Source organism: Kutzneria sp. NPDC052558 (genome assembly GCF_044547355.1).
Taxonomy (GTDB): domain Bacteria; phylum Actinomycetota; class Actinomycetes; order Mycobacteriales; family Pseudonocardiaceae; genus Kutzneria.
On the sequence record NZ_JBIUAG010000019.1, the window covers coordinates 168,488 to 182,297 of the forward strand.

Consider the following 13,810-nt stretch of genomic DNA (forward strand, 5'->3'; position numbering starts at 1 on the left):
CGGGTGGTCCGGGGGTTGTACGCCTGGGGGATGACGGGGGTCAGCCCTGGGGACGATGTGGTTTCCCGCCTGCGAGCCGATGTTGACCGACCCCGGGCGACCATAGGTTCTGCCTCATCGAATTCCAGGTGAGGAGCGACAATGTCTGCTGTGGCGTCGGACGTCGGGCTGCGTACCGCGGTCCAGGCCCGGGAGCTGGTGAAGGTCTACGGCCGGGGCGACACGGCGGTGCGGGCCCTGGACGGGGTGAGCGTGGCGTTCGCGGCGGGGCGGTTCACGGCGATCATGGGGCCGTCGGGCTCGGGCAAGTCGACGCTGATGCACTGCCTGGCCGGCCTGGACTCGGTGGACCACGGGCAGGTCTACATCGGACAGACGGACATCACGAAGCTGTCGGACCGGGATCTGACGCGGTTGCGGCGGGACCGGGTGGGCTTCGTGTTCCAGTCGTTCAACCTGCTGCCGACGTTGACGGCGGAGCAGAACATCCTGCTGGGCCTGGAACTGGCCGGCCGCAAGCCGGACAAGGCGTGGTACGACACGATCGTCGACACGGTGGGCCTGCGCCAGCGCCTGACCCACAAGCCCAGTGAGCTCTCGGGCGGCCAGCAGCAGCGGGTGGCCTGCGCCCGGGCCCTGGTGGCCCGGCCGGAGGTGGTCTTCGCGGACGAGCCGACGGGCAACCTGGACTCCCGCTCGGGCGCGGAGGTGCTGGACTTCCTGCGCATGTCGGTGCGCAAGCTGGGCCAGACGGTGATCATGGTGACGCACGACCCGGTGGCCGCCTCCTACGCCGACCGCGTGGTGCTGCTCGCCGACGGCCGGCTCGCCGGCGAGATCAACCAGCCCACCGCCGACTCCGTGCTGTCGGCCCTCAAGCACCTGGGAGCGTGATGTTCCGGGCCACGCTCGCGGGACTGCGCGCCCGCACGGCCAGGATGGTGCTGTCCTCGATAGCGATCATCCTCGGCGTCGCCTTCGTCAGCGGCACGCTGATCCTGGGCAACGCCCTCAACGACCAGGTGCACGACGAGCTGGCCCGCCAGACCAAGGGCGTCGACGCGGTGGTCGCGGTCAACAGTGACAACGGGAACCCCGCCGGCGGCGCCGAGACGAAGCTGACCCAGGACAACGTCGAGGCGATCCGCAAGATCCCGGGTGTCGCCGGCGCGGACGGCCGCGGGGGCACGAGCCTGCCGCTGCTCAAGGCGAACGGCAAGGCGGTGTCGGCCTTCGTCTCCACCATCGAGAGCACGCCGCAGCTGCGCGAGTTCGACCTGGAGTCGGGGCAGTTTCCCAAGGCGGACAACGAGATCGCGCTGGACGTGCGCACGGCCAAGACCACCGGCATCGGCGTCGGCCAGAAGGTGTCGGTGCTGGCCGACGGCGACAAGGCGGTGCCGCTGACCGTGGTCGGCACCTACAGCCAGGGCGCAAACACGCTCTCGCTGACCGACTACCAGGTGCTGCTCACGACGACCGGTATGCAGGCGCTGAGCAAGGATTCCGGCATCTACCAGATCGTGGTGGCCGCGGCCCCGGGCGTGAGCCAGCAGCAGCTGGTCGACCGGATCACGGCCCAGCTGGGCAAGTCCTACTCGGCGCGCACCGGCGACGACTTCACCCAGGAGACGCTCACCCACGCGGCCCGGGGCTCGGGCGGCCTGACCCAGATCATGCTGATCTTCGCCCTGATCTCGCTGGTGGTCGCGGCGATGGTCATCTACAACACGTTCACCATCCTGATCGCCCAGCGCACCCGGGAGCTGGCGCTGCTGCGCTGCCTCGGCGCGGACCGCAAGCAGGTGTTCGGCAGCGTGCTGCTGGAGGCCCTGGTGATGGGCCTCGTGGCCTCGGTGGTCGGCCTCGGCGCCGGCATCGGCCTGGCCGCCCTGCTGGAGAAGGGGGTCAGCCTGGCCAGCGGCGGTCTGACCGCTCCGGTCAGCCTCCCGCTGTCGGCCACGGTGGTGATCGCCGCGTTCGCCATCGGCATCGTGGTCACGGTGGCGTCGGCGGCCCTGCCGGCGCTGCGGGCGACCAAGGTGGCCCCGCTGGCCGCCCTGCGCAGCCAGCCGGACAGCCACGACGAGGTCCGCCGCACCGGCGTGCTGCGCACCGTCAGCGCCGCGGTGCTGGTCCTCGGTGGAATCGGCCTTATCGTGCTGGGCATGGGCCTGAGCCAGATGTCGGCGATGCTGGTCGTCGGCGGCGGCACGATGGTGACGCTGCTGGGCGTGATCGTGCTGGGCCCGCTGATCGTGGGCCCCGTCAACAAGGTGCTCGGCGCCATCCCGGCGCTGCTGTTCGGCGTGCCGGCCAAGCTGGCCACGGTCAACGCCGGCCGCAACCCGCGGCGCACCGCCGCCACCACGGCCGCGCTGGTCATCGGCGTGACCATCGTGACGATGGTGACCGTGGTCGCCACCAGCGGCAAGCAGGCAGCCAGCGCCGAGGTCGACCAGCGCTTCCCGGCCGACTTCGTCGTGACGTCCTCGGTGTACGACCACCCGCTGCCGGCCACGCTGCCCGGCCAGCTGCGCGCGGTGTCCCAGATCCAGCAGGTCGCGCCCAGCGCGGAGACCGTGATGACCATCGGCCAGTCCGGCGACCAGGAGGTCATGGGCGTCGACAAGTCGGCCGTCGGCACCATGGTCAACCCGAAGCTGGTCAGCGGCGACCTGGGCCAGCTCGGCCCGGGCACGGTGGCGCTGAACAAGTCGGCGGTCGGCGGGGCCAAGCTGGGCGACCAGCTGCTGGTCAACACGCCCGACGGCGGCAAGATGCTCAAGCTCGTCGCGGTCTACGACTCGCAGAACCTGGACGACGCCCTGGTCACGCTGGACACCTTCGCGGCGATCGCGCCCAAGGTCATCGGCTACAACCAGGTGATGGTCAAGACCAGGCCGGGCGTGTCGCCGAGCGACGGCCAGGCGGTGATGGACCAGGCGACCGCGACCGTGGCGGTGGCCAAGGTCAGCAGCGCGGCCGCGACCAAGGAGCAGCTCAACACCCAGGTCGACAACCTGCTGGCGCTGATGTGGGCGCTGATCGGGCTGGCCGTGGTGATCGCCCTGTTCGGCATCGCCAACACGCTGGGCCTGTCGGTGCTGGAGCGCACCCGGGAGTCGGCGCTGCTGCGGGCGCTGGGCCTGACCCGGGGCCAGCTGCGGCTGATGCTGGTGATCGAGTCGGTGCTGATGGGCGTGATGGGCGCGCTGATCGGCGTGGTGATGGGCGGCGCGTTCGCCTGGGTGCTGACCAAGGCGATCTCCACCCCGGATCTCCAGCTGGGTCTGGTGATCCCGGGCGGCCAGCTGGGCGTGCTGCTGGTGGCGGCGGTCCTGGCCGCGGTGCTGGCGGCCCTGATGCCGGCCCGCCGCGCAGCCCGCACCTCGATCGTCGCCGGCATGGCCGAGGCCTAGAGCAAGCCATTTCCCCAACCGGGTGACGCTCGTCCGTCGGGGACGAGCGTCATTCGTGTATCCAGGAACCGGGGGATGCGCTCCTGTCTCCCAGGTGGCGGAGGTCCTGGGGGACACATGGAAATTCGGCTTCTCGGGCCGGTCCAGGCCCGGATCGGGGAGACGGTCGTCGACCTCGGGCCCCGGCAGCGCCGGCTCGTGCTGGCGGTGCTGGCGCTCGAGGTGAACCGGCTGGTCCCGGTGGACCGGCTGGTCGAGCTGGTGTGGCCGGTGCGGCCGCCCCGCACGGCCTCGCACGCCGTGCGGGTCTCGGTGTCGAGCATCCGGGCCCTGCTCTCGGAGGCCGGGGCCGACCTGACGGTGGTCACGCGGGGATCCGGCTACCAGCTGCGGGCCGATCCGATGCTGATCGACGTGCACCGGTTCCAGGAGCTGCTGACCCGCTCCCGGGACGCCGCCGACGACCAGACCCGGCTGGCCCGGCTGGACGAGGCGCTGGCCCTGTGGCGCGGCCCGGCGCTGGTCGACACGGCCGACGCCGAGGTGGTGGACCAGCTGGTCGGCGGGGTCACCGAGACCCGGCTGGTGGCCCAGGAGGACCGGTTCGAGACGCTGCTGCGGCTGGGCCGGCACCAGGAGGCGCTGGGCGAGCTGACGACTCTCGTCGACCAGCACCCGACCCGGGAACGCCTGGTCGGGCAGCTGATGCTGGCGCTGCACCGCGGCGGCCAGAGCAGCCGGGCGCTGGCGGTGTCGCGGCGGACCCGCACGGTGCTGGCCGAGGAGTTGGGCATCGACCCCGGCGACGAGCTGAGCCGGCTGGAACTGGCCATCCTGCGCAACGACCAGGCGCTGACGATCAGCGCCGGCCAGCCGGCGGTGGCGAAGACCGCGCCGGCGCTGCTGCCGCCGGCCATCGGCGACTTCACCGGCCGTGAGGGCCAGTTCGAGGCCCTGGACCAGGCCGGCGCGGTGACGCTGCTGGTCGGCACGGCCGGCGTCGGCAAGACCGCGCTGGCCGTGCAGTGGGGCCACCGGGCGCGGGCGGACTTCCCGGACGGGCAGCTCTACGTCAACCTCAACGGCTACTCGGTCGGCCCGCCGGTGCAGCCCGTGCAGGCGCTGTCCCAGTTCCTCCGGGCCGTGGGCGTGCCGCCGGACCAGGTGCCGGTGGACCTGGCCGAGGCGGCCGGCCTGTACCGGTCGCTGCTGGCCGACCGGACGATGCTGGTGCTGCTGGACAACGCCGTGAGCGCCGAACAGGTGCGGCCGCTGCTGCCGGCCGGCGCGCGCTGTCGGGTCGTGATCACGAGCCGGGACCGCCTGGACGGCCTGGTCGCGCTGGACGCGGCCCAGCGGCTGGCATTGGACGTGCTGTCCCCGGACGACGCGATGGCGTTGCTGCGGCGGATGATCGGCGGCGAGCGCATCGACGCCGAACCGGACTCGGCCCGGGAGCTGGCCGGCATGTGCGCGCATCTGCCGCTGGCGCTGCGGATCACCGCCGCCCAGCTGGTGAACCACCCGTCACGGCCGATCTCCGACTACGTCGCCACCCTGGACCAGAACGACCTGCTGACCTCGCTGCGTATCGACGGCGACGAGCAGAGCGCCGTGCGCGCCGCGTTCGACCTGTCGTACTCGGGGCTGAAGCCGGAGGCGCAGGAACTGTTCCGCCGCTTGGGTTTGGTGCCGGGGCCGGACATCAGCGCGCAGACCGCGGGGGTGCTGATCGGGGCGGCCCCGTGCGAGGCGGCGCGGCTGCTGGACCAACTCGCCGCCGCGCATCTCGTCGACCAGCCGGTGTTCGGCCGCCACACCTGCCACGACCTGTTGCGGCACTACGCCCGTGAACGCGCCGACGAGCAGGACAGCGCCGAGGAGCGGGCGAACGTGCTGTGCCGGCTGCTCGACGAGTACCTGCGGCACGCCCGCGCGGCGGTCGGGGTGCTGTACCCGCACATGCTGCAACTGGCCCCGCCGACCAAGGACCTGTTCCACGACTTCGCGTCCGCGCTCGCCTGGCTGGACGTGGAGCGGCCCAGCCTGATCGCGGCCATCCACCACGCCGCGCGGGCCGGGCAGCGGGAGCGGGCCTGGCTGCTGGCCGACGCCATCCGCGGATATCTGTTCCAGCGCGGGGAGTTCGCCGACTGGTTCGCCACCGCGCGCCTCGCGCTCACGCTGGCCACCGACGAGCCCAAGGCCAAGGCCGCTGCCCTGTTCAGCCTCGGCACCGCGCACTACGGCGTGAACCAGTACGCCGAGGCGACCGAGGTGTGCACGGCCGCGCTGGACCTGTGCCGGGAGGCCGAATGGCTGGAGGGGCAGGCGTCGGTGCTCAACAACCTCGGCGTGATCGCCATGTCCGCCGGCAAGTTGGCCGAGGCCGCCGCGCAGTGCGAGCAGGCGCTGCGGATCGGGCTGCGGCTGGGCAACCGGCACATCGAGGAGATGGCGCTGAGCAATCTCGGCCTGGTGTCCCACCTGCGGGGCGAGGCGGACCGGTCGGTGGACTTCTACCGGCGGGCGCTGACCGTGCAGCGGGAGATCAACCCCGGCGGTGACGGCGTGGTGCTGATCTATCTCAGCGCCGCGCTGTGTCAGCGCGGCGACCTCGTGGAGGCGCTGGACAGCTGCGCCACCGGGCTGGAGTGTTGCCGGCAGATCGGCGCGCGCATCGAGGAAGCCCAGTCGCAGGCCTACCTCGCCGAGATCCACCACGCCGCCGGCCGACGCGACGAGGCGCTGGCCGCCGCCCACGCCGCCATCGAGCTCAGCGTCGAGCTCGGCGACCTGCGCACCGAGTCGTGGGGTCGGATGACGCTCGGCCAGATCCTCGGCGCCACCGAGGAATGCGAACGCGCCCTCACCCTCGCCCGAGCCATCGGCGCGCGGCACAACGAGTGCGAGACCCTGATCATCATGGCCGCCAACCTGGTGCGCGACGGCGCCACCGCGCCGGCCTGCGACTACGCGCAGCACGCCCTGAGCATCGCCCGGGACGCCGGCTACCTGGCGTTGGAAGGGCGGGCGCTGTCCGTGCTGGCCGACATCTTCCTCGACGGGCCCCAGCCCGTGCGGGCCGCCGAGCTGGCCACCGAAGCCCTTTCCGTGCAACGACAATCCGGCGACCGCCTCGGCATCGCCGCCACCCTGTGCATCCTCGGCATCGCCCTGCGCGCCACCGTCGGCCCCGACGCCGCCCAGCCCCACTGGCGCGAGGCCCGCGCCCTCTACGCCCGCTGCCACGCCCCCGAACCCGCCCGCCTCACCGCCCTGCTCGCCGCCTGACCTGACGCTTGGAAGGGGGCTTTCCTCCACTCCGAGTGGAGGAAAGCCCCCTTCCAAGCCTCGCTGCCTGGCCGAACGCCAGGAACGGCCTCTGCCAAGCCAGCACTTCGGGGGTTGCGCGGAGGGGTGCGCCGCGCTAGCGGTGGTGGGTTGTCGGGGTGGTGTGGCTGGTGGTTGTGGTGCTGTGGCCGTGCAGCCAGAAGTAGAGGACCACGGCCAGCACGGCCAGCGCGGCCAGGACCGCGAGGAGGATCTTCAGCTTGCTGTACGGGCGCTCGCCCTGGACCTCGCCGGTGCGGCCGTTGACCAGGATCTGCCAGGTCTTGCCGCCGTAGAGGTAGCAGGCGATCCAGATCGGCAGCAGCATCAGCTTGAAGGTGACGGCGGTGAAGTTGGTGTTGACGCCGTCGACCCGCTGCTCGTCGCCGCCGATGTCGCGCCGGCAGTCGTCGTGGATGACGCCGGCCATCCGCCGCTTGGCCTCGTCGAGACCGGTCTCGGGCTCGACGTCGTAGCGCAGCGCGTTGAAGCCGGCCAGGTACTGCGGCGAGTAGGGCGCGGCCTCGGGCAGCGGCCACGGCGCGATCGCGTCGACCTTGGCCGGCGGCACGTTGCCGGTGTTGGCCGGCACCAGCACGTCGTCGAAGAACCGGCTGACCTGACCGGAAACCGGGTACCAGCGGGTCTTCTGCACCTGCCGGGTCTGCGTCCTGCCGTCGGAGTCGGTGTACCGCTCGGTGACGTAGTAGTGCTCGCCACGGGCCCCGGAGTAGCTGGAGTAGGTCTGCGAGTCGTAGGTCCAGTGCGGCACGTAGGTGCCGCGGGTGGACTCCGCCTCGCTGACCTTCTTCAGCGCGTTCGGCGCGAACCAGCGGGAGTTGATCCACTTGCGCAGCGACTCGCGCACGCCGTTGCGGTCCAGCATGAACGGCAGCACGGCCTCGGGCACGATCTGCCCGCTGGCATGGGGATCCATCACCAGCGGGCTGCCGCAGAACTGGCACAGCGTCGCGGTGTCGTTGCTCTGGGTCTGGGCCGCGCAGCGCTGGCACACGTAGACGTACGCGCCGAGCTGGGCGACCGGCTTGCGGGGCAGCGTGCCGAGTTCGGTTAACGCGTGCTCCTGGATCTGCTGGTCGCCGTGGCTGATCTGCTGCTCGTAGCCGCAGTACGGGCAGCGCATGGCGGCGGTGCCGGGCGCGAACTCGACGCGCGCGCCGCAGCCGCCACACGGAAAGGCGTTGGGGGACACGGTCCCGCCGGGCGTGAAGGGGCCGGTCATCGGGTCACGCCTGCGGGGGCAGCGGCGGCGGGGTGGCGCCGAACAGCGGCCCCAGCTCCGGCACCTGCGCGGCCGGCGTCCACTGGGCCATGCCCTGGTGCCACACCAGGGACTGCGGCGTCAGCACGCCCGCGGCGACCTGCTGGCGCAGGCCGTTGTCGTCGAACGGGCCGGCCTGCTGGCCGTTCGCCCCGACGTACCACTGGATCTGCGGCGGCAGCGGCGGCGGGGCCGGCTGCTGGTGTCCCGGCTGGGGGTAGCCCTGCGGGGGCGTGGCGTAACCCGGCTGCTGGTAGCCCTGCTGCGGGTATCCCGGCTGCTGGGGCTGGAACTGCTGCCCGACCCGCTGGCCCAGCGCCATGCCCAGGCCGACGCCGAGGCCCTCGCCCGCGCCGCCGGGGTTGTTGGCGGCGTCCTGGATGGCGTTGGCCGCCTGGAACTGGGTGTACTGGTTGAGGTCGCCGACGATGCCCATCTGGGTGCGCTTGTCCAGCGCGGCCTCGACCTCGGGCGGCAGCGAGATGTTCTCGATGACGAACTTGGGGATGGCGATGCCGACCGGGGCCAGCTCCTGGCTCAGCGCCTGGGCCAGCCGGTCGCCGATGTTGCCCTGCTGCGTGGCCAGGTCCAGCATCGGCACGCCCGAGGTGGCCAGCGCGGTGCCCAGCCGGCCGACGATGATCTGCCGCAGGTACTCGCCGACCTCCTCGGTGCGGAACTGCGGGTCGGTGCCGGCCAGCTCGCGCAGCAGGGCGGGCGGGTCGATCACCCGGATCGCGAACGCCCCGAAGGCGCGCAGCCGCACCATGCCGAACTCCGGGTCGCGCAGGATGACCGGATTCTGCGTGCCCCACTTGAGATCGGTGAACTGCCGGGTGTTGACGAAGTACACCTCGGCCTTGAACGGCGAGCTGAAGCCGTACTTCCAGCCCTTGAGGGTGGACAGGATCGGCATGTTCTGCGTCTGCAGGGTGTACATGCCGGGCGGGAACGCGTCGGCGATCTGCCCCTCGTTGACGAACACCGCGGCCTGCGACTCGCGCACCGTCAGCTTCGCGTTCATCTTGATCTCGTTGTCGTGGCGGGGGAACCGCCAGACAATGGTGTCCCGACTGTCGTCGGTCCACTCGATGATGTCGATGAACTCGCCCTTGATCTTGTCGATCAGTCCCACACTTGCCCCCGTCTTCCAGGCCGGCCCCCGCCGACGCGTGACCCTACCAATCCGGCTCAGTCGTCGTCCCGGGAAGCACCGTTACGAGTGGCGCGCGCCGTCCACCGGACGCTGGTCACCTGCGGCTCCATGCTCAGCCGGGACACCGCCGACTCCATCTGCTTGTCGTCACGGCGGTCGGTCAGCAGGTCGGCGCGCACTTCGACGTAGCCCTCCACGGAGCTGTTACGACTGGACACGGACTGAAGTTGGAACGAAGTGCCGGTCATTGACTGCACCAGCAATGCCCTAATGTGCGCCTCTGCGTCATCCTTGGTCACGGCCATGAAGGTGTATGCGGTCGTGATCTCCTCGCCCGAGGCCGGCCGGCGGTCCACCACCCGGCCGACCCAGCGCAGCACCACGTTGGCCACCAACACCACCACCGTGCCCGCCACCGCCGGCTCGTACAGCCCGGCGCCCGCCAGCGCGCCCACCGCGGCCGAGCACCACAGCGTCGCCGCGGTGTTCAGGCCCCGCACGTTCAGGCCGTCCCGCATGATCACGCCGGCGCCGAGGAAACCGATGCCGGACACGATCTGCGCCGCCACCCGCGTCGGGTCCGCGCTGGCGTGTCCCGGCACCGTGTCGAAGCCGTAGCCGGACAAAAGAACAAAAAGGGTCGCCCCCGCCGCGACCAGCGCGTTGGTCCGCAGCCCGGCCATCCGCGCCCGGTACTGCCGCTCGAACCCGATCGCCGTGCCGAGTCCGACGCCCGCCAGCAGGCGCAGCGCCATGTCAAGGGTGTTCACGACAATTCCTCACAACCAGGCGGTGAACTTGCGGACATAGAAGGACTTCACGACCTGCACGAGTACGCAGTATCCAATAACGACGGTGGTCAGCCAGGGGAAGTAGGTGGCGGGCGGCGGGACGAGGCCGAACAGGCCGGTGAACGGCAGGAGCAGGCCGAGCGCGGCCATGGCGGCGGTGGCGGCCAGCACGGGCCAGGCGGCGCGGGAGCGCAGGCGCGGCGTGCGGATGACGTGCACGATCAGCAGTTGGGACAGCAGGCCCTCGACGAACCATCCCGTGTGGAAGGTCGCGGGGGAGTAGTGGCTCATGGCGGCGAACAGGGCCACGTCGAAGACGGAACTGAGCGGGCCGACCAACAGCATGAACCGGGCGAGGTCGCCGCCGGCCCACTTGCGAGGGGAGCTCACCTGCTCACGATCCACGCGATCCCACGGGATCGCCAGTTGAGCGATGTCGTAGAGCAGGTTCTGGACGAGCAGCTGGACCGGCAGCATCGGCAGGAAGGGCAGCAGCACGGCGGCGGCCAGCACGCTGAGCACGTTGCCGAAGTTGGAGCTGGCGGTCAGCTTGACGTACTTCATGGTGTTGGCGAAGGTGCGGCGGCCGGCGAGCACGCCGTTGGCCAGCACGGTGAGGTCCTTGCGCAGCAGGATCACCTCGGCGGTGTCCCGCGCGACCGGCAGCGCGCCGCCGACCGAGATGGCCAGGTCGGCCTCGCGCAGCGCGGCGGCGTCGTTCACGCCGTCGCCGAGGAAACCGACGGTGTGGCCGGCTTCACGCAACTCCCGGACGATCTCGGCCTTGCGGGCCGGTGTGGCGCGGGCGTGCACGGTGGCGTCGGCGATGCCGATGTCGTGGCCGACCTTGCGCGCCACGGCCTCGTTGTCGCCGGTGACGACGACGATCTGCACGCCCAGCTCGCGCAGCTGCCGCAGGGCCGGGGCCGCCGACTCTTTCGGCGGGTCCTGGAAGAAGAGATGGCCGACCAGCTCGGCGCCGTCCTCATCGGACACCTGGTAGATCTCCCGGGCGCTGACCTCCTTGCGCCACACGCCGAGCACCCGTGTGCCGTCGGCCGCCGCGTCGTGGTCGACGGCCCCCTTGGTCACCAGCAGGTGCCGGCCCTCGGTGTCGCGCACGACCACCGACATGCGCCGCCGCTCATGGTCGAACGGCAGCTCGTCGACCAGCCGCCAGCCGGCCTCGAGCAGGAGCCGGCGGTCCGGCTCGACGGCGTCGATCACCGCGCGGTCGAAGGGGTTGCGCAGTCCGGTCGACAGTGTGGCGTTGAGGTAGGCCAGTTCCAGGGTCGGCTCGTCGGTGTGGTCGGCGAGCACGATCCGGTCGTCGGTGAGGGTGCCGGTCTTGTCCACGCACAGCACGTCCATCTGCCCGAACGCGTGCACGGCCCGTAGCCGCTTGACGATCACCTGACGCCGGGCCAGGTCGTTGGCCCCCTTGGCCAGGTTGGCCGCGACGATCACCGGCAGCATCTCCGGCGTCAGGCCCACCGCCACCGAGACCGCGAGCAGCGTCGCCTCGGTCCAGTCGCCGTGGGTCAGGCCGCTGACCGCCAGCACGATCGGGGCCAGCACCAGCGTGAACCGGATCAGCGTCCAGCTCACCGAGCGCATCCCGGCGTCGGTGTCGTGATCGGGTTCGGTGAGCCGGCTGGCGATGGCGCCGAGGTAGGTGGACCGGCCGGTGCCGACCACCATCGCCGTGGCCGAGCCGCCGACCACCGTGGAGCCGAGGAAGCAGAACACCGGTGAGTCGAGCACGTTGCCGGCGATCCGGTCGGTGGTCACGGTCTTGCGCACCGGCAGCGACTCGCCGGACAGCGTGGCCTGCTCGACCACGAGGCTGTTGGCGGTCAGCAGTCGGCAGTCGGCCGGCACCAGGTCCCCGGCCTTGAGGTGCACGACATCGCCCGGCACCAGCTCCTCGACCGGCACCTCGGCGGTGACCGCGCCCAGGGCCGCGGCCGCCGGCTCGGTGAACCGACGCGGTGAGCCGGTGCCGCGCTTGGCCACGGTCGCCGTTGTGGCGACCAGGTCCCGCAAGCGCTTGGCAGCCCGGTCCGAGCGGTGCTCCTGGGTGACCCGCAGCAGCACACTCACCAGCACCATCACGCCGACGGTGACGGCGCCGGCGTAGTTGGCGGTGAGCAGCAGGACCAGGTCCAGGCCCAGCAGCAGGCCGACGAAGGGGCTGCGCAGCAGCCGCCGGGCCTGGCGGGGGCGGCGGTCGTCGCCGACCTCGTTGCGGCCGTGCCGGGCCAGGCGAGCATTGCGTTCGAGGGTGGTCAGCCCGGCCGGGCTGGCGCCGAGGTGGCGGATGAGGGCGCCGGCGTCCATCGCGGACAGCTCGGTGAGGGTGGCGGCGACGTGCGTCGTCCTGGTCATGGCGGAACTCCCAGCGGGCGCGGGCGAAGGCCGCGCGGCACTGGTCAGACGGACATGCGCCGGGCGGCCGCGGAACTGCGACTACTTCCGTCGGCACTCACCGCGACCACCTCCTCTCATCACCGTGCGTCATCATACCGGCTCGGTTGCGACTACCAGCGCAAACTTGTCGACGCCTTGACAGTGAGCGCTGTCACGGTCAAGGTGAGAGCGCTCTCACCATTCGCTGTCGCAGGGAGGACGGACGATGGGCAGAAGCCGGACGGTCGCCGCCACCGCCGACGGCTGCTGGGACACCTTCGCCGGCTTCGGCCGCCCGGCCTACCGCTTCCCGGTGGCCTGGGCCGGTGTCCAGCCCGACGGGTGCGGCCCCGTGCCGCGGGCGTGCCTCGCTTTCTACGACCGGCTCGTGGACCGGTTGCTGGACAAGGGCGTCACGCCGATCGCCACGCTGTACCAGTGGGACCTGCCGCAGGCCATCGACGAGGCCGGCGGCTGGGCGTCCCGCGACACCGCGCTGCGCTTCGGCGAGTACACCGCCGCCGTGCACGACGCCCTCGGCGACCGGGTCCGCCTGTGGACCACGCTCGACGAGCCCTCCCGCGCCGCCTTCCTCGGCTACGCGCAGGACCCCGTCGCCGCGCTGCGGTCCGCACACCACCTCCTGCTCGGGCATGGCCTCGCGGTGTCGCAGATCCGCGACCGAGCCCCCGAGCAGGAGGTCTCCATCGTCCTCAACCTCACCACCGTGCTCGTCGACCGTGACGACCACGCCCACACCGCCGCGTTCCGCAAGGTCGACGGCCTGCGCAACCGCTTCTTCCTCGACCCGCTGTTCGGCCGTGGCTACCCGGCCGACGTCCTCGCCGACACCGCCTGGCTCGGCCCCTGGGACTCGGCCGTGCTCGACGGCGACCTGGACCTCGTGGCCGAACCCGTCAACTGGTACGGCGTCACCTACTACGGGCCCACTCGTGTGGTCCCCGCCGAGGACGCCCTCGACGTCACCGGCGCCGGGCACCCCGGCCTGCGCGGCGTCCGGCTGCTCGCCCCCCACTTCTCCGACGGCCACTTCCCCGACGACAGCGACGAGGCCTTCGCCGAGCTCATGCTCCGCCTCAGCATCGACTATCCGGAACTGCCGCTCATGGTCACTGAGCACACGCCGCGACACCCGGCGGCCATCGCCGTGTAGCGGGAGGCGGTGGGGGTCACTTGCCGGCGCGAGCCGGGCCGACGTAGGTGCCGGGGTGGAGTCTGATTGAGGGGCGAGGGTCGTTATCCAGGTGACTCCGGGGTCGGTTTGGTTAGTGACTCCGGGTGGATTTTGCGCGGAGACCTCTGCTTGTGTTTTAACCCTTCTTTCGTTTCTTGCCCTTCCTGGAGGCTGCGGTGGTCCTCTTCCCCGGGGTGTAACGCCTGGCCCGACGCGTGTTCG

The 13,810-nt window shown here is 71.4% G+C and carries 8 protein-coding genes; 4 read left to right on the plus strand and 4 right to left on the minus strand.

Going from position 1 to position 13,810, the window contains the following annotated elements; all coding sequences use genetic code 11:
- Positions 1-141: 141 nt before the first annotated feature.
- The 3 genes from ACIG5F_RS30630 (at position 142) to ACIG5F_RS30640 (ending at position 6,716) form a co-directional block, all read left to right on the plus strand.
- A complete protein-coding gene (locus tag ACIG5F_RS30630; protein WP_396523373.1) occupies positions 142-894 on the plus strand; it encodes an ABC transporter ATP-binding protein in 753 nt (250 codons plus the stop codon).
- Complete coding sequence (locus ACIG5F_RS30635; protein WP_396523374.1) at positions 894-3,422, plus strand: ABC transporter permease; 2,529 nt, start codon at positions 894-896, stop codon at positions 3,420-3,422. The genes ACIG5F_RS30630 and ACIG5F_RS30635 overlap by 1 nt, the downstream gene beginning before the upstream one ends.
- A gap of 117 nt (positions 3,423-3,539) precedes the next feature.
- The gene (locus ACIG5F_RS30640; RefSeq protein WP_396523375.1) at positions 3,540-6,716 is read left to right on the plus strand and encodes a BTAD domain-containing putative transcriptional regulator; all 3,177 of its coding nucleotides are present in this window, start codon (positions 3,540-3,542) and stop codon (positions 6,714-6,716) included.
- Between the two features lie 136 nt (positions 6,717-6,852).
- On the opposite strand, the gene ACIG5F_RS30645 is transcribed toward ACIG5F_RS30640, so the two are convergent.
- Genes ACIG5F_RS30645 through ACIG5F_RS30660 form a run of 4 tightly spaced genes read right to left on the minus strand, consistent with a single transcriptional unit; the run spans position 6,853 to position 12,372 of the window.
- A complete protein-coding gene (locus ACIG5F_RS30645) occupies positions 6,853-7,998 on the minus strand; it encodes a hypothetical protein (protein ID WP_396523376.1) in 1,146 nt (381 codons plus the stop codon).
- 4 nt (positions 7,999-8,002) lie between these two features.
- Complete coding sequence (locus ACIG5F_RS30650) at positions 8,003-9,172, minus strand: SPFH domain-containing protein (RefSeq protein ID WP_396523377.1); 1,170 nt, start codon at positions 9,170-9,172, stop codon at positions 8,003-8,005.
- A 56-nt stretch (positions 9,173-9,228) separates the two neighbouring features.
- The gene (locus tag ACIG5F_RS30655) at positions 9,229-9,948 is read right to left on the minus strand and encodes an MgtC/SapB family protein (protein WP_396523385.1); all 720 of its coding nucleotides are present in this window, start codon (positions 9,946-9,948) and stop codon (positions 9,229-9,231) included.
- A gap of 24 nt (positions 9,949-9,972) precedes the next feature.
- Positions 9,973-12,372 carry an HAD-IC family P-type ATPase gene (locus ACIG5F_RS30660; protein WP_396523378.1) on the minus strand — a complete coding sequence of 800 codons (2,400 nt, stop codon included), beginning with the start codon at positions 12,370-12,372 and terminating at the stop codon, positions 9,973-9,975.
- 247 nt (positions 12,373-12,619) lie between these two features.
- Between ACIG5F_RS30660 and ACIG5F_RS30665 the strand changes: the two genes are divergently transcribed.
- Entirely contained in the window at positions 12,620-13,567 is a 948-nt protein-coding gene (locus tag ACIG5F_RS30665) for a family 1 glycosylhydrolase (RefSeq protein WP_396523379.1), read from the plus strand.
- The last annotated feature ends 243 nt before the right edge of the window (positions 13,568-13,810 follow it).